The sequence below is a fragment of the Devosia limi DSM 17137 genome (assembly GCF_900128975.1).
In the GTDB taxonomy this organism is placed as follows: Bacteria; Pseudomonadota; Alphaproteobacteria; order Rhizobiales; family Devosiaceae; genus Devosia; species Devosia limi.
In genome coordinates this window covers 58,543-80,471 of record NZ_FQVC01000009.1, presented here as the reverse complement: position 1 = coordinate 80,471, position 21,929 = coordinate 58,543, and the positions used below count along the sequence as shown (strand labels likewise).

Sequence of the window (21,929 nt, the reverse complement as noted above, 5' to 3'; positions counted from 1 at the left end):
TGAAAAATTGGCGCAATGCCTATTCGGCAGCGATGGCCCAGGCAGCGTCGTCATCGACGCCAATAGCGTCCTGGTCAGAGCCATCACCGGCGGTTTCGTCCGATTGGGCATCGAGCACACCGGGCTCGGAACCCTCGGCTTCAGTCGGCTCGTGCTTGGCAAGCCAGGTGCTCAGCGCCGCCGGATCCGGCGCAAAACGAGCGGCAGGGTGCACGAAGCGCCCCTCCCGGAAATGTTCCACCAGGGCGGTACGCGTGTCCTTGACCTTCTGCCGGGGCGGAACGGCAGCGTCCGTGCAGGCGGTCTCGAGCGCCGGTCGCGATAGGCATGACAGAAAGTCGTCCGTTCCCATGTTCGGCAGGTAGCCGTCGGCGGCAATAACGTCGCCGGCGACCCGGGCCACAACGCCGCTGGCCGAGCGGTTCTCGCGGCATGACAGGACATCGACCAGTACCGACCTGGCAGCAATGCGCACCGTGTCCATATCGAAGTCGAGTTTGCCCTCCTGGTCGAACAGCAACGCCGCATGTTGGCCCAGGCTCGCGGCCCCGTAATACGAGATATCGCGGGCGCCGGACGCGACTGTGACGTTTTGGCCGGCAAAGGCGAGAACCAGCAACGCCATCAGCGTGTCATCCTCAATCGGCGCGCGGGACAGCGCCTCATGCAAGGCGTCGGTGCGTAGGTCACCGATCATTTCGCCGCCCTTGCGCGTCACGTCCGGGCGCGGTTTGGTGGTGACGATGGGATTCTCACCATCGCCATCGACTGTGCCGGCAGCTCCCTTCGGTTTCTTGGCTGCCGGCAGCCGATAGGCCTGCGCCTGCACCCGGCCCTCGCGGTCGAGATACAGGGCGGTGTGGTCGGACTTGCCGGGCTTGCCATAGACCCGTTCGGCCTTGAGCGGCAGCTTGACCTCGCCATAGCTGCCGACCTCAGCAATGACGCCGCGCTTGGGCAGATTATTGGTCATCCACTCCTGCTGCGCACCGAGAAAGGCCTCGACATCGGTGGTGTAGCGGCTGTCCTCGTCGGCCGGCGCGAACAGGTCCTCGACCCAGGCGATGCCATAGGCCTGGGCTAGGTCGTCGCCAAAGCTGGCATGCTTGGCATACATGCGGGTCTTGGTCAGGCCCTGCGCCACACTCCACCAGGTCACCTGCCGATCACCCTTGGAAGGCTTGTGCTTCTTCCAGACTTCCTTCTGCTCGTCGAGCGGGGCCGAGGCGATGGTGCGCAGCTGGCGCTCATCGGGCATATCACCTGTGGCCATGTGGTCGAGCATGGCGGGCAGGACGTTGGCCAACAGGCGCAACTTCTTGATCTGGCGGACTGGCAACCCCAAAGCGCTGGCGATGGCCTCCTCGGTCCAACCGAGCGCTATGAGCCGGTCAATGGCGCGCCACTGATCGACGGGGTTGAGGTGCTCGTGGGCGAGCGTTTCTGCCAGCGACCGCATGGCGCCACCGTCCTCGGCCCGTTCGATCACCAAAACGGCGATCTCTTCGAGACCCGCGGCGATTGCCTGCTTCACCCGGCGATGCCCTGCATCGATAACGAAGCCGTTGCCACCATCGGCTTCGAGAGCGACCACAGGCGGTTGCACAATGCCAACGGCCTTGATCGTGGCCAGCAGCAAGGCGTCAGCTTGCGGGCTGGAATTGCTGCGCCGGGCTTTGTCAGGATTGTCCTTGAGCGCGCGCGGATCGACAAACTTGAGTTCCATGGGGATGCTCCATTTCGGGTTGCGGACACCACCTGTCGCGGGTCCTTTTCCGTCTTCTTTTCGAAGACCTCCCCCAGCCCGCTGAGCGGGCGGGCCGGTGCAACTGCTTGGCGAGCATCCCTGCCCGGCAGGCCTAGCGGGGCTTGCAGCCCTGCGCGGGACGACGCGGCCGGGATCGCGAGACGGACGGTTGAGCGTCAGCGTCGCCGGTTCGACCGATCAGCGAGCCGGTTCCTATGTTTTGTTTTGTCCCTCCCATTCGCTTGCCCTCTCCTCTTGAACTGCCACCATTAAGGTGGCATATGGGGACATGGAGAAGAAGCGTCCAACCTATGATCTCGAGGCCATAAAATTGGCGCTCGGGGCGGCCGAAACACTGGCGATGACCTCATCGGCACTGCGTGACGCGATCGCATTGGGTTTCGACCGGAATGGGGTGGCCGAGACGATCGCAGCCGTAGAAAGACACATGTTCGTCAAGTCGATGACGACATTTGCTGACCATCGGGTCTGGCAGGACGTCTACTATGTTCCGGCTCGTGGCCTGGTGCTCTACGTGAAATTCCAAGCGGACGTCATCACAGAGTTTGTGGTCATGTCGTTCAAGGAGAAATGACAATGGCGGCATTGAGGAAAGAACTACCCGAGACGATGACCTCACCGGAAACCGGTGAGACGCTGTACCGGGATGTACGAGCATTCACCGTCACCTTTAAGGGTAAGAGCGCCACGGTCGAACTCCCCGGATACTACCCAACAGGTAGCAATGACGGCATCCATGTTGGCGACGACATGGCCGTTACCGATGCCGCGCTAAGAGCGCTCAAAGAAGAAGTGGAAGGCATCCCCACGCCGGACACCATCCGGCGGGTCCGCAAAAAGCTAAAGCTCTCGCAGCGCGAGGCGGGAGGCCTGTTGAAAGTCGGCGAGAACGCTTTCGACAAATACGAGCGCGGGCTGATCGAACCGAGCGGCCCAACAAGCCAATTGCTACGCCTGCTTGACCAGCACCCCGAGCTGGTCAAAGACTTACGCATGACGCACAAGATGGCGTGATCTGCGGGCAAGACCGCTTGGTCTCAGCCGCGCTAAGGGGGAGCCTGGCTATTATGAGCAAGACACCTAAGCCGGTTCCGACTTTTGCATCGGAGGCCGAGGAGCGCGCTTTCTGGGAGGCCAACGACTCCAGCGAACATATCGACTGGAGCCAGGCGGAGCGCACCCACCTGCCCAATCTCAAGCCGTCCTCGACCGCGATCTCGTTGCGGCTGCCCAATGGCCTGCTCGAACGGATCAAGGTCGCAGCCAACAAGCGCGATGTGCCCTATCAGTCTCTGATCAAGACTTGGCTCGCCGAGAAAATCGACGCCTCTCGACATTGAGCGGCACCGGCTTCAGGCCGCAATTGCATCGTCAGGTGTTGTGAGACCATCGTTGCCGGCGCTGGCGGCAAGCTGGGTTTCGATATCGGCCAGTTCACGGCGCTTGTGCTCAAGATCGGCGGCAAAGGCGAAGGTTTCACCGATCCGGGACTGGTATGATGCCAAGCGCCGTCGGGCCTCATCGAACCGGCGTGCGTAGCCATCCCGCTCCTCCTCAAAATTGCCCAGGGCATGCTCCAGCCGCGCCACGGCGCCGATCGGCATCGTGGTGACGGGCAGTTCGATTTCGTGGTCCTCGCCTGACCGCAGCAGCATGGTGGCGTAGCGGTAGCCGTCGCGACCGAAGCGCTCACCAGAATATTCGAGCTCGAACCCACCGACCGAGGCGATCACCCTGTCGCCCTCCTGCTGAAGCTGCACCAGGGTGAGGATTTCCTTCATCAGCGCGCGACCAGCGAGCTTGCGCTCGGCAAAGGCTTTCTCGCCGACCTGCATATGGAAGGCATCCCCAGAGGTGGGCACGATCCGATCGATATCCTGCCCGATCTCGCCGATGCGCCGCGTCGCATGTTCGATATCGCGCTCGGCATCACGGATTTGGCGCCGAATGGCGAACTGATCGTCCTGGTGCGCGGCGCGCAGCCGTTCCAGACGGGCGATGTCGGCTTCCAGACCTGCCTTCTGCATCAATCTCGGGTCGCCCGAGGCAATGGCCTTGGCCATGGCGAACTGGTTCGCCTGCCCTTCCCCCATATCCTCCAGCCGGCGGATTGAGGTATCGCCCGACAACGCCGCGGCGATGAACCGGGCCTTGCGCTCGTTGTTCTGCCACATCTGTGCATCCATCGAACCTTCCGTGGCATAGGCAAAGATGTCGACGATCTCATGTTGGTTGCCCTGACGCTGGATGCGGCCTTCGCGCTGCTCAATCTGCGACGGCAACCAGGGCACGTCGAGGTGATGCAAGGCCTTGAGACGCAGCTGGGCATTGACGCCAGTGCCCATGGTTTCCGACGACCCGATCAGAAAACGGACCTTGCCGGCCCGGACATCGCCGAACAGGCGCTGCTTGGCCTCCGACTTCTTGAAGTCCTGCATGAAGGCAATTTCTTCAGCGGGGACGCCCAGGCGAACCAGTTCATTCCTGATCCAGCGATAGGCCGAAAAGCCCCGGTTCTTCTCAACATTGATGGTCCCGAGATCGGAGAAGATCATTTGCGCGGCGCCGGGCAGTTCGAACGGTTTGCCGTCAGCGCGGCGATAATGACTACCCGCGGTCTCCTGCCAGATGCGATGGGCATTGGCGACGAGGTCGTTGAGCTTGTTGTCCGGTTCATCGTCATGATCAGCGTCTACCAGGCGTAGGTCGATTGCAGCATGGCGGCCATCGGTGATGACCGAGAGCAGGATGTCGTCACCTGGCTCGGGCGGCCCTTCGCGCTGTTCGATAGCCTTGATGCGAGCATCGAGTACCATCTGGTAGCGCTTGAAGGCGGTGGATGGTTTTGAGGTTCTGATCTGGCGGGCGCCGGTTGAGAGCGCCGGGATCGTGACATAGGTCCGCAGATCCTCGGGCAGCACCACATCCGCGAAAGAGCGGAACATCGCGATCAGCTCGGGAACATTGACAAAGGTGGCGAAGCGCGTCACCGGCTTATATTTGCCGGATGGCTGCAGCTCGAGTTCGGTAGTGACATCGCCAAAGGTGCTGGCCCAGGCGTCAAATTCATGCAGACCGCGCTGCGAGAGCGCCTCATAGCCGAGATAGCGCTGCACCGAGAACATTTCGCCCAGCGTATTGGTGATCGGCGTGCCCGATGCCAACACCAGAGCCCGGCCCGGGTTCTTGGTTTCGACAAAGCGGGATTTGACGTAGAGGTCCCAGGCCCGCTGCGAGCCGTTCGGATCAATGCCCTTCAGCGTCGACATATTGGTGGCAAAGCTCAGCTTGCGGAATTCCTGCGCCTCGTCGACGATGAGCTGGTCGATGCCGAGCTCTGAGATCGTCAGGAGGTCATCCTTGCGCGTCGCCAGCGACTCGAGCCGCTCCTTAAGCCCCTCTTTCAGGCGCTCAAGGCGCTTGCGCGACACCCGGTCATCGCTTTCGACCTTGGTCATCAGCGCTTCGTAAAGTTCCAGTTCGTCCTGGATCATCTGTTGCTCAAAGGCGGATGGGACGCTGATGAAGCGGAAGGCGGAGTGGGTGATGATGATCGCATCCCAAGTCGCCGTCGCGGCCCGACTGAGGAAGCGGTGCCGCTTGTCCTTGGTAAAATTGGTCTCATCGGCCACCAGAATCCGGGCCGTCGGATAGAGCGCGAGAAACTCGCGCGCCGCCTGCGCCAAGCAATGACTAGGCACCACCAGCATGGCCTTGGCGATCAATCCAAGGCGCTTCTGCTCCATGACTGCCGCCGCCATGGTCATGGTTTTGCCAGCGCCTACAGCATGGGCAAGGTAGGTTGAGCCGGCCGAAATGATGCGCCAGATGCCGCGCTTCTGGTGCCCATACAGCGAAAAGGCGCCTGAGGCGCCCGGGAGTTGCAGATGGTCGCCGTTGAATATTCGGGGGGCGATATTGTTGAAGCGGTCATTATAGAGCCGCGCCAGCCGGTCGGTGCGGTCGGGATCGGACCAGATCCAGCTCTGGAAGGCCGTCTTGATCTTGGTGAGCTTTTCCTTGGCCGCTTCGGTATCGACGACATTGAGCACACGCTTTTCGCTGTCGCCCTCCTTGATGCTGTCGAAAATCTGCGGCACGCGACTGTTCAGGGCATCGGCGATCAGCTCGCCGGCGTGGCGACGCTCGGTGCCCCATTCCGAGGTGCCGGCCGCCATCCAGCCCAGTTTCCTTGCCTCCACGGTCCAGGATGCCAGCTCCGGCATGTGGTGGATCTTGATTTCGGCGCCCGTCGTCTGCTGGACGAAGGCAACAACATCGGCAGCGGGGATCCAGGGCGCGCCGAGCCGGGCGGTGATATCGGACGGGCGCAGGTCAGCGGGCTGCACCTCGATCAGCGCTCGGACATTGCGCGCGAAGTTGGGATCGAGCGCCGCAGCGGCTTCGGCTATCGCCAGTTTGGAGCGCACGGCACCGGAGAGATAGGCATCGGCGGTCTGCCATGAGCCATCTGCGGGGTCGCGGAAGATGTTATCGCCCAGTTCGATGATCACGGCGTCGACGTCTCGATGCAGCAGTTCGGCAATGTGATCGACGTCAACATAGCCACGTTCATTCAGCACCACGGCCAGCGCATCGCCCGGCGAGGTGATAGCCGGCGCCGCCGGCGGCGCGATAACCCGCTCGGTGAAGATCGGCCCTGGCCGGGCGGTATTGGTTTCGAGGTCATAATCCTCGATGGAAGCCACCAGCCAGCAATCGGGATCGTCGAGGAAGGGCTGCAGGTTCGGGCGGCGATGGGTTTCGCGCACCTCGCCGGTAGCCTCGTCTTCGCTGGTGGCAACCGTGGTGAAATTGATTGGGCCGAACTCGCGCACGAAGCTGGACCAGGCGATGCGCAGCCGAACCTGCGCCGGCTGCCACGGGCGGTCGAACTCCTGCGCCTTGAGCACCTCTCGCACCGCATCCCGGATTGGGATCAGCTTGCGGATGATGCTTGTGTGTTTCTCCGGCACGCCATCGGACCCCCTGCCCTTCCGGACCGTGATCGTCACGGCTTGCCCCTCGACCCTTTGCATCAGCGCGGTCGACTTGCCGATGAAGTAGCTGCCTTCCCGGGTGGCGACGTCGGGAGCACCATCGGCCGTGCCAGGCAGAGCCTCAGCGGCATCGGCCGCAATAGTCTCGGGCTCTCCGTCATAAATAGTAGCTGGAAGTGCGCTCACGGCCTTGGCCAGGGCCGCGTCGAGATCGACGCCGGTGTGCGGCAGGCAGGTATAGGCTTCGCCAAATGGCCCTGACGTCAGGGCGTGGGTGCCCAGCACCAGATCGGGATGGGTGGCGAACCAGCGATTGACGCGGATGGCACTGTCCTCCGTCGTGGCGGGGTGAATTTCGGCAAGGTCGAGCCAGTCGACATCGCCTTGAGCCTCGCCATCCCGGCGCTTGCGGAAAAACAGGATGTCCACCACCACATCGGTGCCGGCATCGGCCCGAAAACTGCCCTCGGGCAGCCGGATCGCCACAATCAAGTCAGCCATAGACGCGATATGCGCACGGGCGCGCGCGTCAGCCTTGTCCAGCGTGCCGCTGGAGGTGACAAAGGCAGCAAGGCCCCCAGGCTTGAGCCGGTCGATGGCCTTGACGATGAAGTAGTCATGCAGCCGGAACCCATGGGCACGAAAGGCGCGGTCGCTGCGCACGACCCGGTCGGAGAACGGCGGATTGCCGATCGCCAGATCGAACTGCGCCGGCAGCTCAGTACGGGCAAAATCGGCGTGGAGAATGTTGGCGCTGGGATGCAGCAGCTGGGCGATGCGGGCGGTGACGGGGTCAATCTCGATCCCGGTGACGTGCGCAACGTCGCGGAATTGCTCGGGCATCAGTGCGGCAAACAGGCCGGTGCCGATACCGGGCTCCAGCACACGGCCGCCGCGCCAGCCCAGGCGCTGCAATCCGGCCCAGATCGCCCGGATCATGTATTCGGGGGTGAAATGCGCATATTGGGTGCAGCGCGCCAGCGAGGCATAGTCACCGGCATCAACAATGGCTTCCAGCTCGGTGCCGATGTCGTCCCAGCCGGCGCGGAATTGCCCTTCACCCGGACGACGGAAGATGCCGTTGACCAGCTCAGATGCCCCGAACCCGGTAAACCGGATCAGCTCCGCCTGCTCCGCGACAGTCACGGGCCGCTGCTCGTCGGCAATCCTGGCCGCCAGCCGGATCGCCGCGAGATTGTCGCGAGCGCGGTCGCGCCATGATTTTGCAAGCCCGCGTACGCCGGGCAGCCGATAATCGGTAGCCATCACAATTGGCCGGCTCGATGCCTGCACTTGCGCCGCGACTGGCAGCGCCGGTGGTGACGCCACCGGCGCTTGGTCATCAACATCGGCATCGTCGTCGAAAACTGCCGTGAACGCGGTCACACCAAGATCGAAGGGCTGCGCAGTGCCGCCAAAGAGGTTGAGAGTGAAGGGGTCGTCATACGCCATTGGGAGATTTCCTTAGGTTTTTGGGGCGCGCAGCATCGTCCCGCCGGAACAGGGCCGGCAGGTTGGGATGCGCGCGGGTGGTGCGGATGGAGATTGAACGGCGCTCTGCGCGCGGATCAGGTTCGCTAAGGCAGGCTCAACGTCGGATCGCGGTCAGCGTGATGCTGGTCTCGGTCAATCGAACGGTGAGGTGGGTGGCGCCCGCTGGGCCATTGATGGTGCGCAGGACTCCTTCTGCATCGAGGAATTGGATACCGTCATCAGCCCCAAAATGGCGGCGCTTATAGTCCCACCAGTCGAGGTCGCCGGCCGGGTGGCATTCCTCGGCATAGATAACGAGCGGACGACCGTCCGCAGCCAGCTTGCCATTCGACATGATGTAGACGCCCTGATCGCCGACCAGCCAGAGCCCCGGCTGCTCGTCCTGGCCGGGCGCCAACCCATAATGGGGATTGCGATACCCGCCATTGGCGGCGGCGTCGGCCCTGCCACGCTCGATGACCTGGCGAACAGCCGGGATGGGAAAGGTGAACATCGTCATACCTCCCCGTCAGGCCGCGACCGGCTCGGCCAGGGACGCCAATCGCTGCAGATGCTGCGGCGACAGATCCTCCAGCAAGGTCAGCACGGCTCCCCGGGCGCCGCCATTGATCAGGATCGTCGGCTTGTCCCGATGCTGCTCCAGCCAACCTTCTCCGGCATAGCCGCGATAGTCGGCGGGCGTCGTGCTCCAGATATGGTCGAGCTGTTCGGCCCGCGACATCGCCAGCTCGGGCTGGCGTTCGCGCGCGCGGATGATGTCGCGCAGGCGCTCGGCTGAGCCCTTGGCCAGCATGTCGCAATAGCCGTGGAAATAGCGGATGCGCCCGTTCATCCCGAGGGCAAAAAATACGCTGGTAATCGAGCCGGCCATGAACTCGCGCATGGCAAACATCTCGCCACGCATCCACAGCGGCGGCAGGATTTCGAACATATAGTCATACTCGGCTCGACCAATCTCGAACCACTCGCCGTCATAGAGCCGGCCGGTATAACGCGCCTTGCTCATCGGCGCCTGCGCATGGCGATCGAACAGTTCGAACATCTGTCGGCGCGTCGCGACACCCTGGAAGATCTTGCGGAAGGAAGCTGAGGTGATCATGGCGGCTCCTGTCATCCATTGGCAACAAACGCGGCTCCCTCCTCCCGGTGGGACCATCATTTTTGCCTTCTCATCACCCCTCCACCGCAGCCGCCTCGCCGGTCTGGCGGGTCAAGGGCCGCGCAGGCGCGGGCGCAGCTTTACCCTTGATGTGCCGGCCGGGTATGCGGCAGCAGCCCTCCTCCCATTTTCATTTTTACTGCTTCAGGTTTTTTCCTGCAGCCAGCCGGCGCAACTGGTCGTTCCAGTCTTCGGCATCTGGCCGCAGCCGGGAGAAATGGCATCCCGCCTCATCCGCAACAGCGCGCAGACGATCAGCATAGATATCGCCCTGACGATTGGCGTCGGTCGCGGCGACCAGAGCGCAAGCGGGGCGGCGCACCAGGCTATCGATGGCTGCAGCGGTCGTTGGCGACCAGCCCCCACCGGTGCTGAGATAAAGCGTGTCCGACCGCTGCCCCTCCAGTGCCGCCAGGCTCATTGCATCAATCGCGGCCTCGGTGACGCAGATCCGCGAGGAGCCAACGGCGCCAAACCGAAACAGTGTCTTGGCGCCTCCGGTAGCAAAACCGCGCCAATCCGACCCGCGCTCTTCCCAGCCACACACCTGCCCAGCGGCATTGTTGTGCGCCGCCCACATGCTGCCAAGCGGCCCTTCGCGCAGAAGCTTCTGGTCGATGGCAAGCTGGATAGCGCCATCGGGAAGGCAGCGCTCAGCGCTGAGATAGCGCCAGGTCGGCGATCCCGGTCGCGGGCTATTACGAGCGTGCCAGCGGGTTTCGGTCGGTGCCACGGGGCCGGCGCGTGCTGGGCGCTCCCATCTCGGCGCAGCGGTCACAAAGCCAACGGTCTCGGCGACCAGATCAAGGGCCGCGACGAAGCCCGCAGCGCCGAGGTGTTCGGCGAGGCTGAAAACGTCGCCTTTGGCATCCGACAGCGGATCGAACCACCCCTTGCCATTGTGGATGACGATGACGATTTCCCCCTCGGCACGGCGATATTTAACCGCGCGCCGGGTGCTTTGCTTGAGATCAATCCTCCAGCCATCCCGCTCCAGCAGAGCGCCGCAGAACACCGTCCCGCGCAGCGCCTCAATATCTCTCTTGTCCATATTTTTTGCAGGTCCCGCCAGCGCGAGACCTATCCTTTTTCTTCGGTGTACATTGCCCGACTTCTCCGGGCGCCAACCAAACGCCGCGAAGACCGAAGGGCGGCAAGGGCGCGGCTGGCAACCCGGCAAAAATGAGAGGCCTGTGCGCGGCGCAGCCTCCCTTGCGCCCTGACGGGCGCAAGCGGCAGGTGCATACCGGGCTCAATGAGCCCAGCCACCATACTCGTGCGGATCATATTCATGAACGCTCGAGCCTTCGTCCCCATCATATTCGCGGGCTTCCATGACACCGAACTGACCGTCGATGCAGAAGAGGACAACGGGGACCATCATGGCCCGGGAGAGGTAAAAGGCGGCTTGCGGGCGAGGTGATATCGTATGACATTGATGCGGTTCCCTGTCTTGAGGCAGGGACCATCCCCGCTCGACAGCGACCCGAAAGGCTGGTGGACCGGGCGCGATCACCGCGAAGACATTTGCCGCAGCGGCCGCATGCTCTGCATAGCCGGACCCTTGATGGGTTGATCGGACAAGTCGGGCCGGAAGCCGGGGATAGAGCTGTGTTTGCGAGCGGGGTGGTCTCCCCGGGGAACCGCCAGTCGTAAGATACGCCTGCTGGCTGGCGCCGACGTTGGACAGATCTCCCTGAGCATGGGATTATGCGCCGTCCTGGCACAGGCAGGGGTCGTTCAGGCAAAGGACCGGGGCGATCGGATTACTAGTTCGTGAGCTGCGGCACGCTTGCTTAACCCGGTACGCTGGGGTTGACCGAAAGGTCAGGACTGGAATTAGGCCGAAAAAGCGGAAATAGTGTACACGACGAGAACCAAATCACGCGATCGACTGTTGCCACGTAAGTGTCAAGCCGCCGCATCCTACCGGCTCAAAGCCGCTAAATTTTGGGGACGAGTGTTCTTGGTGTGGTTAGAGAGCGAACCGCCTGAACTATCTGGAATAAAATTCACCTGGATCGAGCAATGACCGACGAGCCTGCCACTATTGAAGACGATTTCATTGGGCTGTCTACCGATATTGTGGCGGCCTATGTCAGCCATAATTCTGTTGCGGCTGCTGATCTATCCAAGCTCATCGCCGATACCCATGCGGCATTACGCGGCTTGGGGGCCGCACCCAGTACCGAGGTAACGGAAAAACTTGCCCCCGCCGTGCCAATTCGAAAGTCGGTAACGCCGGATTTTCTGGTCTGTCTGGAAGATGGCAAGAAATTCAAATCGCTCAAGCGGCACCTGGCAACCCATCACCAACTGACGCCTGATCAGTATCGCGAGAAATGGGGCCTGCCCCAGGACTACCCGATGACGGCTCCAAGCTATTCCGCGACGCGATCCGCTTTGGCCAAGGCTAACGGGCTGGGACGCACGGTGAAGGCGCCTCCGGTTGCAGTGGCGCCAGCGAAGGCACCACGCAAGAAGCTGGGACTAAAATTCAGCTAAACGCTGATTGCGCGGCACAGCGATGACCAGTGGTGCGTCTGGTCCTGCCGCCGTGTTTTGCCGATGCTGAGCTACACTGACACCATGAACCAAAATCGGTTAGCATCGGTTGACGCGCCAACAATCATGCCACATCGGATGGGCGCGGGCACAGCGCATCAATCAGGTTGTTCCCACTTCCCACCAGATGCTGACCCCGCAATGCCGACGAGTTCTCCGGACGTATGCTGGACGCAATCAATGGCATGATGCTGGACATGCTGGCCGCCATCGCCCAGAAAGACTACGAGGACCGCAAGCGCCGGGCAGCAGAGGCGACAGGCGACAGGCGACAGGCGACAGGCGACAGGCGACAATGAACGCACCGCCCGGGCGGTGGCAAGCAAGCTTGGCATCGACGAGGTGCGCGCAGGCATCTTGCCGGAAGGCAAGAAGACGCTGATCGACCAGTTGCGCAGGGACGGCCACAAGATCGCCATGGCAGGCGACGGGGTCAACGACGCCCGGCCCTTGCCGCCGCCGATGTCGGCATCGCCATGGGCACCGGGGCTGATGTGGCCATGGAAAGCGCGGGCATCACCCTGCTGGGGGGCGACCTGATGGGCATCGTGCGGGCGCGCAAGCTGGCGCGGGCGACCTTCGGCAACATCAAGCAGAACCTGTTCTTCGCCTTTGGCTACAACGCCCTTGGCGTGCCGATCGCCGCCGGACTGCTCTACCCCCTCACCGGGCTGCTGCTGTCACCGGTGATCGCAGCGGCGGCAATGAGCCTGTCTTCGGTCTCGGTCATCGCCAACGCCCTGCGGCTGCGGCGGATCACGCTGTGACAGGATAGAGCGCTCACTGGAGCGTTCATAGTCGCCTCCTTTCATGTTCGGACGTCGGCTCGAACGGACGACCCGACGTCCAACGATGGCAAGGTCAATAGCAGGAGTTTGAAAATTCAACCCTTGACCTTACCATCGTTGCAACCCTTACGGCAATGTGCATGGGCTGTAGAACAAGGAGCTTCTCATGCAATTTCATATCGAAGGAATGACCTGCGGCGGCGGCGCAAAGTCGGTCACCGGGGCCATCACCAACCTCGATCAGAACTCCGTCGTCCACGCAGATCCCGCTTCGCGGACAGTGAAGGTGGAGACTGCCGCATCTCAGGTTTCAGTCCTGCAAGCTTTGGAAGATACACACCACAGAGAGATATCACCCTAGCGGGCCGTAGCATACCATCACGCCCCTTTCGACGCGCAGTACGTGCAGGGGCAGGTCCTGCTTCTGCTCGATCTTCGCCTGCGTTCAATCGCGCTCATCTTCCAGCAACAATCGCATTGACCACCCACCCTGCCAGGCTCAATCGAGCCTCGCGTCCGCCAAGCATACACCCAGCGACCCCCTGTTGCCGCCCCCACACAGCGCCGCAGCCCTGCCGGCAGGCCTGGTCCAGCACCTGGCAAAACCGAACCCGCAAATCGTGCGGCAGTCATCAATTGCTACCATTAGCAAGTTAGAATCACATTTTGCCCAATCCGGAAGCTAGGACCATTCGTCCAACAACCGAAGGCCTCCAGCTCCACCGTCATTCCCTTGTTGGAAGAAATACCGAACAGATGGAGACGCGCATCGATCCCTTCTCGCCAACCGTCTTTCGCTTAAGTGTCGAAAGGCAATAGTCGGTCCCCTGCCGCTAGATAAGGCGCCGGGTCGATGGCACCGTTTTGGTTTCGCAGCTCAAAATGCAAATGCGGGCCAGTGGACCGACCAGTTGAACCCACTAAAGCAATCTGCATATCCGCTTCTATCCGATCACCTTCTTGGACAAGAGCCTTCGACAGATGCGGGTATCGAGAGACGAAACCTGAACCATGACTGATTTCCACCACATTACCGTAGTCCCCCTTCCAACCCACGAAAGTAACTACTCCACGGCCGGCACTCCGCACCGGTGTTCCGGTGGGTGCTGGGAAGTCGATCCCGGAGTGAAACGCCGATTGGCCGGTAAAAGGATCCTTGCGCGCGCCAAAGTCCGAGCTGACCGACAAAGTATCGACTGGCCGGTGGATCGGCAGATCGTCCATTGCATGACGAGCCTCGCGGAAGCGATCCAATGCCGCGACGGCCTCTCGAATATCGAGTTCACCGGTCTCGGGGAGAATATCGGATAAGGGCACCAATGGACCGCCACGCCCCGCAGCGGTTTCATCCAGGGTTTGGCCGATACCTCTTAGCTCCGCGACGATCGCGTCGGTTGAATTGTTGGCGGCCACAGAAAGTATCGCCACCGCTGCGACGATCTCTTGTTCCATGGTTTGGAGGTCCGCCTCAACGATATCAAGTGGATCTGCCCCACCACTTTCTTCAGCCAACGCCCGTGCCACTTGCCGACCCGGCGTCGGAAATCTCGATACACCCATGCCGGCCGCAGCCTCAGCTAGTGCTTGTACGGTGCTAAGCTTCTCCTCCACTCGCATTTGCAGCTCAGCAAGCTCTTGCAGTTTGAGGCTGGTGCTACTACCCCAATTTGCAAGTTCTCTGAATCGAAGTCGATCGACACTTAAGCTAAGTTGGGCGATTCGCTCTTCATAGGCAGCCAGGGTATCTGAGCGCTCTTTCCAGATCCCGACGATTTCCGTGTTCATCAGCAATGCTGCCAATGTCAAAACATTTGTAATGAGTAAGCCACCCAACAGGGACCAATGAACGAGCTTCAGGTGGATTAGGTAACTGCCGCGCACAGGAACGCTCCAAACTGGAAGTTGCAGCATTAATCGTTATGGTTAACGAATCGGAAGCGGACCTCTCGGCCACCTTTGGTCTATGGAAGGTTTTGGCGAAACGCAGCGAGGATTGAATATTGGATGGCCAAATTGATGTGGCCAGCAAGGCACGATTTTGAAATGCAAATCGACGCATGGCCAATAGCATAGCGAGCCCTCCAGCGTATCGTCAGCGGCAGGTCCTCTGGATCGTGCTGTTGTTGAACTTGGCAATTGCGGTCGCTTTTTTCGCGACGGGGACCGCGGGCGATTCCAGCGCGCTGATAGCCAATGGCTTGGACAACACTTCTGACAGCTTAGTCTATGCAATAAGCCTGTTTGCCATGTCGCGCTCGGACAAATGGAAGCGGATCGTGGCCAACATATCGGGAGGATTACTGCTAGTTTTTGCTGCTGGCATTCTAATAGATGCGGTTCGGCGTTACTATCTTGGCTCCGAGCCACTGGGTCCGCTCATGACCTCCATGGCTCTCATCGCAGCGCTTGTGAATGGCACCTGCATATGGCTGCTGAAGCGTATCGAGGCGCCCGACGTGAATGTCCGGGCGGCCAATACCTTTAGCGTCAATGACTTCATTTCGAACGGTGGGATACTGGTCGCGGGAGGTCTCGTTTGGTGGTTTGGGGGCAACTGGCCGGATCTCCTGGTTGGTGTTGCCGTCGCGGGTCTTGCGGCCTGGGGAGGAATTGAAATTCTGCGCGACGCGCATCGCGAACATCACAAAGCTGTGCACAGGGGCAAATGGAAGCCATAAAGGGCGAGTTTTTGCCAATGGCAGGCGGTTCAGTTAAGTTGCTTCAGCAAACTCGGCAGTGCTTCGTGACTCGAACACATGTGACACGCTGGACTTGGCAGGTCGCGGCCGGACGATGTTGCTGTGATGGAGATAGATTAATGGATTTACTTTCGGAAATCGTCCACGGCATGTTGGTCATTGGGGCCGATGGCGTCCCGGTCGGCAAGGTTGCTTCTGTAGAAGAAGACCGTATTAAGCTCGAGATTGTTGGAGGCGGTTCGCATGGCAGCCATAGCCACTATATCCCGGGTGGCCTTGTGGCGGCCATAGAGGGCGATGTCGTCCGCCTATCTCCCACCGGCGCCAACGCTGTGCTGCTCGATGAGGAAAAGGATGGATCGTCTGCCGACTGACGTAAGCCCTTAGATTTTCGCCGAGAAGGAGTAGAGCCGACCAGAGAGGGGTGATGAAGGAGGCGCGATTCAGCGAGGAAAGGATTTCGGAATCATCAAGGGCAGGAGACTAGGAGGCCGACTGCCAATGTGTACCCCAAGCACGGGGTCAGCAGCGCCACGTTCTACAAGTACGAAGCCAAGTTCGGCGGCATGGATGTCCGTGAGGCACTGCAACTCAAGACACTCGAGGGAGAGAAGGCCGGCTCAAGACGCCGCTGAACGAGGGTGATGCTCGCAACGCCAGGTTCAAGGATGATCTCAGCAAAAAACGGTAAACGCCCACCGCCCGGCAAGAGGCCGTGGCTTTCCTCCACGAGTGCTTTGAGGTCAGCCAGCGTCGGGCGTGTTCCGTGACAGGGGTTGATCGAACGTCGGTACGCTTATGTGAGCACGCGAGGCGATGATCATGCCGTTCCGGAGCGGCTGCGCGAAGTGGTGGCGTTAGGCGTCGCCTCGGCTATCGCGGCCCGCATGTACTACCGGATCGGGCGGGGTCATGCTCAACCACAAGACGCAGCGGCGAACGCAGGGGAGCCTTGCCGCAGGGCTCCAATAGCCATGCGGCAGCCTGGCTCGGCCATCCGCACCAAACTTAATGCTCCCGGCATGCAATGGGGCTGTCCGCTTGGACAACTTGGAAGCACCGCGCTCCCTCCCACTGCAAAAGCCGAGTAACAATCGGGCAGTTCTATCCAATCTGCTGGATCAGTTCCTTCATTCTGTCTGCCGCCTTCGGAGGGATTTTCGTCTCTTGCAACGCTTGTAGGTTCGAGGTGTCTCCGCCAACCTGAATAAGGCCCACCATACCCATTCCGAAATGGGGCAGGCACTTGTAGGCATAGAGCCCTTCAGCAATGAGGGTCACTGAGATCTCTTCGTTGATCTTGCCTTTCCAAGTCTCACCACCTGCTGGAAGCATATCGGCAATGATCTCGGAGTTGTGACCCTTATCGGTAGGCACAAATATAACGGTATCTCCGGGCGCGATCCTAAGGAACGCTGGTTCGAACTGCATCCGACGCCCCTCTCCATCCTTGTTCAGCATCTGCACTCGGTGCTCAGCTCCCACAGATTGCGCAGCTACCGTGCCGCTGAATGCGACGGAACCCAGGAGAAGAGCCGCAGACCCTTGAACCATGGTTCGCCGCGAAATCGTTGGTTGAAAATTCAAGCGATTAGTATCTCGATGGACTGTCTGGTCTGGCACGACGTGTTCCTCCATGGATTAATGTGCAATGGAAAGTAGCGGAGTATGACCGACCAGCTTGAGTACGCCTGCGTGCGAGAAACGCAGGTCATCAGGACAATACGCAGCTGGGCTGCTTGACTCTAGACATTCATAGGCCAAGGAGCCGGCGCTGGCACTGCGACATCAATGCGCATTAGCCTCACCAACAAAGCTTGTACGCCATGGAAGCTGGAGATCGACTTTGATCAGCGGCTAGACCCGAGCAATAATCCAATCGGGGGCTCGATCCGTGAACGGTTTACAAGCACAGTGGTCCTGGCGGGCCCTGATCGACAACGCGCGAGCACATGGAGAGGTCCGGGCAGGGGTCCATCGCGATGCCCACATATCGGCGGTCGCCAGCACTGCGGCATCGTTGACGCTATCGCCGGCCAAAATCGAGCTTTCTCGGGCCCCAGTCAGCCATCACTTGCCGCTGTTGAAGGCGGCGCATCTGGTGACGGAAAGCGCGAGGCGACCCAGCGGCGCGGGAGGCCTCCGAAGCCCTGGGCGGCATCAGACCGTCTGACGATCTCGACGGTGAAGTCGAGAAAGGCGGTCATATCCTTGAGCTTGGTGCAGTCGTAGGCGCCATCGGCGAACAGATGCTGAGCCTGGGCCAGCGCTTGCGCACTCTGTCGAGGATCATCTGGGGGCCGGCGCAGTCGGAGATGTCCGGCGGCGGTGAGATTGATAAACAGTAGACGACCATCGGTGTCCACGGCGATGTGGCGCTTGCGCCCGAGGGCCCGCCTCTCGCCCGGCCGCTCGCTATCGAGCATCAGGGTCACGTCGCGGATCGTGTGGAACATGAAGCGCAGAACGAAGCAGCGAAACCACCAATAGACGGTTTGCCAGGGCGGAAAATCCTTCGGCAGCACGCGCCAGCTCCCGCCAGAGCGGGTCAGATAGCGGATCGCGTTCAAAACCTCGCGCAATTCCGTCTAAGCCGGACGCCCGCTTATCGCAAGGCTAGGCAGGAACCGCTGTATCCGCGCCCACTCCTCCTCCGTCAGATCCGTCGGGTAGCGCTTGGTCTTCTGCTCAATCTCGGTGCCACGGGTCTCTGAGGCCCACGTCCAAGCTTGGATCACGCCAGCACAAACCGTTCGTTGCACTTCTCAAACGGCCTCTTAGGCACCGTCTGGTTTCGTAGCGAGTCACAACCGGGTGAATGCTAGCGGAATTTTGACCAGCCCCCAAGCCACGCCCAGCCAGGCGTTTTGGGCGACCACACCATAGCCTACTAGTCCCGGGGAAATATACGGGGTTAGCCGATTTGACTGAAAATGGGAAAAGTCTGCAGCAGCCAAAACGCGAACAGCGACAATTGTCCGGTGACCATGGCGACGCCCATGACAATCATAATAACCCCGGCTGCGATCTGCAGCCAGCGCCCGGCCAGGCGCATCCGCTTCAGCCGATCCGATAGCCCACGAACGAACAGGGCAGAGAGCACGAAGGGCAGACCCAGTCCTATTGAATAGACCCCCAGCAGCACAACTCCGCCTGATGCGGTGGCCGAGACCGCGCTGACCGTCAATATGGCGCCCAAGACGGGACCAATGCACGGGGTCCAGCCAAAACCGAACGCTAGCCCAAGTAGGTAGGCCCCAGCGGGGCGGCCCCCCTGGATAGCGCCATGAAAGCGAATGTCTCGATCCATCCACGGAAACCGGATCAGTCCGGTGGTGAATATCCCAAACACTATCACGACGATGCCGCCGATTAAATTGGCCTCAAGCCGGTAGGACAGCAAAAGCCGGCTGACCAGCGTGGCGCTGGCGCCAAGCGCGACGAAGACCGTCGAAAAGCCCAGGACGAAGCACAGGCTCAGCAGTAGAGCGACAATGCGGCTCTGAGCGATGATGGGGGATCGGTCCGCAACGGCGGTATTTCCGGCGATATAGGAGATGTAGCCAGGAACCAGGGGCAGGACGCACGGGGACAAAAACGAGATCGCTCCCGCGAGAAACGCAGTCAGAATGCCGATACTGGCAATTTCCATTAGTTTGCCCTCGGCAGTTGGAGCTGGGCGGTATTTCCGCTTTCCAGATAGAGATTGAGCGCATTTATGGTCTGCGGCAGGTCCCATTCCACCGGGCCAACCCAGCGATAGACTTCAGTCCCATCGGTGTCGATAAGCAGAGTGGTTGGAAGACCCAGAATGCCGGCCGTCGCCATCGTGCTCATTGTCGGATCGAGATAGACATCCAGGTTCTTCACGCCGATCTCTTCAAAGAACGGCCGCACAACCTCATTCCCGGTGCGATCGATGGATAGGGTGACGACCTCGAACTTGTCGCCGCCCATGGCCAGTTGCAGCCGATCGAGCGCGGGCATTTCCTCGCGGCACGGCGCGCACCATGTCGCCCAAACGTTAAGCAGCACCGTTTTATCGCGGAAGTCCGTCAAGCTGGCGGACTTGCCCTGCGCATCGGTGAAGGTCAAATTGGATAGCGACTGCGCTGGGCGTACTGATGCGGGGTTGGAATCAGCGTCGGGCGAAAGCAAAAGAAAGCCGGCGATCACGCTCGATAACAGCGCCAGCAATCCGATTGGCACCCACAGCCACGGTATTCTCGACAGATCAACCTGGTTCATGACACGAACTGCAAGCCGGTCATTGCGTTATGCTCTGGACTTCGCGGGCAACAGTGTCCGCCAACTGTTGCGGGCTTGTGTCCGACAAGGGCTTGCCGTTGACAAAGAAGGTCGGGGTTTGCGTGACCCCCAAAGTTTCAATGTCCGCCCTGTCGGCATTGAGGACACCGATCATTCCCGGCCGCTTCACGTCTTCTCGCGCCTTGGCTAGGTTGAGACCGGCCGTCCCGGCGACTTCCCAAGCGATGTCCAGGTTCGGTCCGTCATGGACGGCCCATTCCGGCTGGCGGGCCAGTAACGCTTCCAGCACAGGCACAAACTTGTCCTGCAGCCGGGCGGCCTCAAGGATCTTGACCGCCTCATCCGACCCGGCGTGGAATGCCGCATAGCGCAGGACCAGCCTGACGTCGTCGGGATAGCGCTCCATGATCTGTGTCACGTACGGATAAAAAGCTCGACAAGCCTCACAGCTAGGGTCGAAAAACTCAGTTATTGTAACGGGGGCATCGACCTTGCCGAGAACTACGGAGTGCGGGCGCACGAACCCCCCGGCCTCCAGGTCCGACACAGCCGCCGCTGCGGTAATTGGAACAGGTCTGGTGTAAATCCAGGCGCCAACACCGAAGGCGGCCACAGCAGCGATTGCTGCCGCCAACACAAGGCGACGAGGGTTCATTTGGATGGACTCCGAGCAACTAGAACAAGCAAGATGGAGATCAGAGAGAACGCTACGAGCGAAAGAAATGGAATGGGCACGGCGCCCAACAGAAGCATCGTGTCGCCCGAGCAGGATGGCCCCGCTCCGCACAACTCAATGGGCTCGGGAATGACGCCGGTATAGAGCAGACTATGATAAATTGCCACGAGCAGCCCGATCAGGACCAAGGGCAGGGCATAAACCCAGACCGTTAGGTCCTTGCGGTAGGCGGCGATTCCCAGCAGCACGATGAGGGGAAACATAAAAATGCGCTGATACCAGCACGTCGTGCAGGGCATCTGCCCCATGATTTCGCCGATGAAGAGGGCGCCGAGCGTGGCCCCCAGCGCAACCATCCATGCCGCAAACAGAAAATTCCAGCCGGAACGAGCCATCATGCCCCCTGAATAAGCCGGCGGACCTTGCCGAGACGAATGTCAAAATTCTCTTCGCTGTCGAGGGTGCCCCAAAACCCGCCATCAGGCGCAACCAACTGCACGCCAGCGCTATGCTGCATGGTATAATTTCCGCCTTCGAGGGGGATTTTTTCCGAGTAGATATACCGCGCCTTGGTCATGCTGCTGATGTTTTCCTGCGAGCCCGTCAAAGCGACAATTCGAGGATCGAAATAGCCCGCATAATCCTTCAGGATTTCGGGCGTATCCCGCTCCGGGTCGACGCTGACGAAAACGACTTGCAGCTTCTGCGCATCGTCACCCAGACTTTCAAGAATGGCCGACATTTCTGCCAGTGCCGTCGGGCAAACGTCGGGGCAGTTGGTGAACCCAAAGAACCACGCCGACGGCTTTCCAAGGAAGTCGGCTTGCGTTACCGGCTTGCCGTCCTGGTCAACTAGGGAAAATGCCGCTGCATAGGGTTTGGGCTCGTTGCTCCTGGATTGCGGTCCAAAGTTGGTGACCGCCCAGCCGACTCCGACCGCCACAACGACAAACGCTACCGCCGCCCATCCGGCCATACGGATGCGTCGCGACCAATTCTTCCACTCAGTGGCCATTCATTTGCTCTCCAGCGGGCATTTTCTCGACGTTGAAGACCACCTCGACCCTGCCTGCGCGCTCGAACACCAGCGTGGCCGAAACTTCGTTGCCCTCTACCAGCCGATCGACCGGGTCGATGAACATGGCATGCGTGCCGTTCTCGCCAAGTGATACGGTTGCCCCGGCGGGAACGAGAAACCCGTTCTTCATTGGCTCCATGCGTGCGATACCGTCAGTCACCGTCGACTGGTGCAGTTCCACCTTGGCGGCTGCATCGCTTTCGATGCCGACAAGTGTGTCGTCTGCGGCGCCGGTATTGACGATCGTCACATAGCCGCCGACGACGGGCGCGCGTGGCGGCGCCTCCTTGATCATGGGATGTTTCAGCGTCAGGTCACCGATGACGAAGTCATGCGCGAAGGACGGAGATAGCGTCAGCAGCACTCCCATTATTGCGATTATCAGTCTCATGGCGTTCTCGCTAGCCTGTGTTTGGCCGTCGACCGTAGCGGC

General features: G+C 60.7%; 22 protein-coding genes and 2 pseudogenes. 10 read left to right on the top strand and 14 right to left on the bottom strand.

What is annotated here, in order from left to right:
- Positions 1-19: 19 nt before the first annotated feature.
- Positions 20-1,726, bottom strand: a complete 1,707-nt coding sequence (locus tag BUA69_RS14680) for a ParB N-terminal domain-containing protein (RefSeq protein ID WP_046135112.1) — start codon at positions 1,724-1,726, stop codon at positions 20-22.
- A 310-nt stretch (positions 1,727-2,036) separates the two neighbouring features.
- On the opposite strand from BUA69_RS14680, the gene BUA69_RS14675 reads away from it, so the two are divergent.
- Genes BUA69_RS14675 through BUA69_RS14665 form a run of 3 tightly spaced genes read left to right on the top strand, consistent with a single transcriptional unit; the run spans position 2,037 to position 3,108 of the window.
- Positions 2,037-2,342: a type II toxin-antitoxin system MqsR family toxin gene (locus BUA69_RS14675; RefSeq protein WP_046135113.1), complete on the top strand. Its 306-nt coding sequence runs from the start codon at positions 2,037-2,039 to the stop codon at positions 2,340-2,342.
- Positions 2,343-2,344: 2 nt separating this feature from the next.
- Complete coding sequence (locus BUA69_RS14670; RefSeq protein ID WP_046135114.1) at positions 2,345-2,782, top strand: type II toxin-antitoxin system MqsA family antitoxin; 438 nt, start codon at positions 2,345-2,347, stop codon at positions 2,780-2,782.
- Positions 2,783-2,835: 53 nt separating this feature from the next.
- Entirely contained in the window at positions 2,836-3,108 is a 273-nt protein-coding gene (locus tag BUA69_RS14665) for a BrnA antitoxin family protein (RefSeq protein WP_046135115.1), read from the top strand.
- A gap of 12 nt (positions 3,109-3,120) precedes the next feature.
- On the opposite strand, the gene BUA69_RS14660 is transcribed toward BUA69_RS14665, so the two are convergent.
- The 4 genes from BUA69_RS14660 to BUA69_RS14645 all read right to left on the bottom strand — a co-directional run bounded on the left by BUA69_RS14660 (position 3,121) and on the right by BUA69_RS14645 (position 10,472).
- Positions 3,121-8,220 carry an N-6 DNA methylase gene (locus tag BUA69_RS14660; RefSeq protein WP_046135116.1) on the bottom strand — a complete coding sequence of 1,700 codons (5,100 nt, stop codon included), beginning with the start codon at positions 8,218-8,220 and terminating at the stop codon, positions 3,121-3,123.
- A gap of 136 nt (positions 8,221-8,356) precedes the next feature.
- Positions 8,357-8,755: a DUF3085 domain-containing protein gene (locus BUA69_RS14655; RefSeq protein WP_046135117.1), complete on the bottom strand. Its 399-nt coding sequence runs from the start codon at positions 8,753-8,755 to the stop codon at positions 8,357-8,359.
- Between the two features lie 15 nt (positions 8,756-8,770).
- Entirely contained in the window at positions 8,771-9,361 is a 591-nt protein-coding gene (locus BUA69_RS14650; RefSeq protein WP_052950518.1) for a DUF1419 domain-containing protein, read from the bottom strand.
- Between the two features lie 196 nt (positions 9,362-9,557).
- On the bottom strand, positions 9,558-10,472 hold the full coding sequence (locus BUA69_RS14645) for a DUF3991 and toprim domain-containing protein (protein WP_046135118.1): 915 nt from the start codon (positions 10,470-10,472) through the stop codon (positions 9,558-9,560).
- 977 nt (positions 10,473-11,449) lie between these two features.
- Between BUA69_RS14645 and BUA69_RS14640 the strand changes: the two genes are divergently transcribed.
- From BUA69_RS14640 to BUA69_RS14630, 4 genes and pseudogenes are all read left to right on the top strand, one after another.
- On the top strand, positions 11,450-11,926 hold the full coding sequence (locus BUA69_RS14640) for a Ros/MucR family transcriptional regulator (protein ID WP_046135119.1): 477 nt from the start codon (positions 11,450-11,452) through the stop codon (positions 11,924-11,926).
- 224 nt (positions 11,927-12,150) lie between these two features.
- The gene (locus tag BUA69_RS21455; protein WP_280136805.1) at positions 12,151-12,285 is read left to right on the top strand and encodes a recombinase family protein; all 135 of its coding nucleotides are present in this window, start codon (positions 12,151-12,153) and stop codon (positions 12,283-12,285) included.
- Positions 12,269-12,753: pseudogene (locus BUA69_RS14635) on the top strand (HAD-IC family P-type ATPase); the annotation flags it as partial. The gene BUA69_RS21455 and the pseudogene BUA69_RS14635, both read left to right, overlap by 17 nt.
- Before the next feature lie 187 nt (positions 12,754-12,940).
- Entirely contained in the window at positions 12,941-13,135 is a 195-nt protein-coding gene (locus BUA69_RS14630; protein WP_046135121.1) for a heavy-metal-associated domain-containing protein, read from the top strand.
- Positions 13,136-13,572: 437 nt separating this feature from the next.
- Here BUA69_RS14630 and BUA69_RS14625 read toward each other — a convergent pair whose 3' ends face one another.
- The gene (locus BUA69_RS14625) at positions 13,573-14,685 is read right to left on the bottom strand and encodes a M23 family metallopeptidase (protein WP_082093801.1); all 1,113 of its coding nucleotides are present in this window, start codon (positions 14,683-14,685) and stop codon (positions 13,573-13,575) included.
- Positions 14,686-14,831: 146 nt separating this feature from the next.
- Between BUA69_RS14625 and BUA69_RS14620 the strand changes: the two genes are divergently transcribed.
- The 3 genes from BUA69_RS14620 (at position 14,832) to BUA69_RS21450 (ending at position 16,108) form a co-directional block, all read left to right on the top strand.
- Complete coding sequence (locus tag BUA69_RS14620; protein ID WP_046135122.1) at positions 14,832-15,452, top strand: cation efflux transmembrane domain-containing protein; 621 nt, start codon at positions 14,832-14,834, stop codon at positions 15,450-15,452.
- Between the two features lie 140 nt (positions 15,453-15,592).
- Positions 15,593-15,847: a DUF2171 domain-containing protein gene (locus BUA69_RS14615; RefSeq protein ID WP_046135123.1), complete on the top strand. Its 255-nt coding sequence runs from the start codon at positions 15,593-15,595 to the stop codon at positions 15,845-15,847.
- A 129-nt stretch (positions 15,848-15,976) separates the two neighbouring features.
- The gene (locus BUA69_RS21450) at positions 15,977-16,108 is read left to right on the top strand and encodes a hypothetical protein (RefSeq protein WP_280136806.1); all 132 of its coding nucleotides are present in this window, start codon (positions 15,977-15,979) and stop codon (positions 16,106-16,108) included.
- Positions 16,109-16,577: 469 nt separating this feature from the next.
- Here BUA69_RS21450 and BUA69_RS14610 read toward each other — a convergent pair whose 3' ends face one another.
- The 8 genes and pseudogenes from BUA69_RS14610 to BUA69_RS14575 all read right to left on the bottom strand — a co-directional run bounded on the left by BUA69_RS14610 (position 16,578) and on the right by BUA69_RS14575 (position 21,887).
- On the bottom strand, positions 16,578-17,027 hold the full coding sequence (locus BUA69_RS14610; RefSeq protein WP_046135124.1) for a pseudoazurin: 450 nt from the start codon (positions 17,025-17,027) through the stop codon (positions 16,578-16,580).
- 557 nt (positions 17,028-17,584) lie between these two features.
- A pseudogene (locus tag BUA69_RS14605) lies at positions 17,585-18,208 on the bottom strand (transposase); the annotation flags it as partial.
- Between the two features lie 179 nt (positions 18,209-18,387).
- On the bottom strand, positions 18,388-19,125 hold the full coding sequence (locus BUA69_RS14600) for a cytochrome c biogenesis CcdA family protein (RefSeq protein WP_046135125.1): 738 nt from the start codon (positions 19,123-19,125) through the stop codon (positions 18,388-18,390).
- Complete coding sequence (locus BUA69_RS14595; protein ID WP_072866573.1) at positions 19,125-19,721, bottom strand: TlpA disulfide reductase family protein; 597 nt, start codon at positions 19,719-19,721, stop codon at positions 19,125-19,127. The genes BUA69_RS14600 and BUA69_RS14595 overlap by 1 nt, the downstream gene beginning before the upstream one ends.
- Before the next feature lie 19 nt (positions 19,722-19,740).
- A complete protein-coding gene (locus tag BUA69_RS14590) occupies positions 19,741-20,397 on the bottom strand; it encodes a DsbA family protein (protein ID WP_046135126.1) in 657 nt (218 codons plus the stop codon).
- Positions 20,394-20,813 (bottom strand): disulfide bond formation protein B, encoded by a 420-nt coding sequence (locus BUA69_RS14585; RefSeq protein WP_046135193.1) that lies wholly within the window; start codon positions 20,811-20,813, stop codon positions 20,394-20,396. Before BUA69_RS14585 ends, BUA69_RS14590 begins: the two co-directional genes overlap by 4 nt.
- The gene (locus tag BUA69_RS14580) at positions 20,813-21,433 is read right to left on the bottom strand and encodes an SCO family protein (protein WP_082093802.1); all 621 of its coding nucleotides are present in this window, start codon (positions 21,431-21,433) and stop codon (positions 20,813-20,815) included. The genes BUA69_RS14585 and BUA69_RS14580 overlap by 1 nt, the downstream gene beginning before the upstream one ends.
- Positions 21,423-21,887, bottom strand: coding sequence for a copper chaperone PCu(A)C (locus BUA69_RS14575; protein WP_046135128.1), 465 nt, complete (start codon positions 21,885-21,887; stop codon positions 21,423-21,425). The genes BUA69_RS14580 and BUA69_RS14575 overlap by 11 nt, the downstream gene beginning before the upstream one ends.
- Positions 21,888-21,929 lie beyond the last annotated feature (42 nt).

Bases quoted from the DNA above. Each gene is read 5' to 3' on its own strand.
- BUA69_RS14680 (WP_046135112.1), bottom strand. From the start codon at position 1,726: ATGGAACTCAAGTTTGTCGATCCGCGCGCGCTCAAGGACAATCCTGAC.
- BUA69_RS14675 (WP_046135113.1), top strand. From the start codon at position 2,037: ATGGAGAAGAAGCGTCCAACCTATGATCTCGAGGCCATAAAATTGGCG.
- BUA69_RS14670 (WP_046135114.1), top strand. From the start codon at position 2,345: ATGGCGGCATTGAGGAAAGAACTACCCGAGACGATGACCTCACCGGAA.
- BUA69_RS14665 (WP_046135115.1), top strand. From the start codon at position 2,836: ATGAGCAAGACACCTAAGCCGGTTCCGACTTTTGCATCGGAGGCCGAG.
- BUA69_RS14660 (WP_046135116.1), bottom strand. From the start codon at position 8,220: ATGGCGTATGACGACCCCTTCACTCTCAACCTCTTTGGCGGCACTGCG.
- BUA69_RS14655 (WP_046135117.1), bottom strand. From the start codon at position 8,755: ATGTTCACCTTTCCCATCCCGGCTGTTCGCCAGGTCATCGAGCGTGGC.
- BUA69_RS14650 (WP_052950518.1), bottom strand. From the start codon at position 9,361: ATGATCACCTCAGCTTCCTTCCGCAAGATCTTCCAGGGTGTCGCGACG.
- BUA69_RS14645 (WP_046135118.1), bottom strand. From the start codon at position 10,472: ATGGACAAGAGAGATATTGAGGCGCTGCGCGGGACGGTGTTCTGCGGC.
- BUA69_RS14640 (WP_046135119.1), top strand. From the start codon at position 11,450: ATGACCGACGAGCCTGCCACTATTGAAGACGATTTCATTGGGCTGTCT.
- BUA69_RS21455 (WP_280136805.1), top strand. From the start codon at position 12,151: ATGCTGGACGCAATCAATGGCATGATGCTGGACATGCTGGCCGCCATC.
- BUA69_RS14630 (WP_046135121.1), top strand. From the start codon at position 12,941: ATGCAATTTCATATCGAAGGAATGACCTGCGGCGGCGGCGCAAAGTCG.
- BUA69_RS14625 (WP_082093801.1), bottom strand. From the start codon at position 14,685: ATGCTGCAACTTCCAGTTTGGAGCGTTCCTGTGCGCGGCAGTTACCTA.
- BUA69_RS14620 (WP_046135122.1), top strand. From the start codon at position 14,832: ATGGCCAATAGCATAGCGAGCCCTCCAGCGTATCGTCAGCGGCAGGTC.
- BUA69_RS14615 (WP_046135123.1), top strand. From the start codon at position 15,593: ATGGATTTACTTTCGGAAATCGTCCACGGCATGTTGGTCATTGGGGCC.
- BUA69_RS14610 (WP_046135124.1), bottom strand. From the start codon at position 17,027: ATGGTTCAAGGGTCTGCGGCTCTTCTCCTGGGTTCCGTCGCATTCAGC.
- BUA69_RS14600 (WP_046135125.1), bottom strand. From the start codon at position 19,125: ATGGAAATTGCCAGTATCGGCATTCTGACTGCGTTTCTCGCGGGAGCG.
- BUA69_RS14595 (WP_072866573.1), bottom strand. From the start codon at position 19,721: ATGAACCAGGTTGATCTGTCGAGAATACCGTGGCTGTGGGTGCCAATC.
- BUA69_RS14590 (WP_046135126.1), bottom strand. From the start codon at position 20,397: ATGAACCCTCGTCGCCTTGTGTTGGCGGCAGCAATCGCTGCTGTGGCC.
- BUA69_RS14585 (WP_046135193.1), bottom strand. From the start codon at position 20,813: ATGGCTCGTTCCGGCTGGAATTTTCTGTTTGCGGCATGGATGGTTGCG.
- BUA69_RS14580 (WP_082093802.1), bottom strand. From the start codon at position 21,433: ATGGCCACTGAGTGGAAGAATTGGTCGCGACGCATCCGTATGGCCGGA.
- BUA69_RS14575 (WP_046135128.1), bottom strand. From the start codon at position 21,887: ATGAGACTGATAATCGCAATAATGGGAGTGCTGCTGACGCTATCTCCG.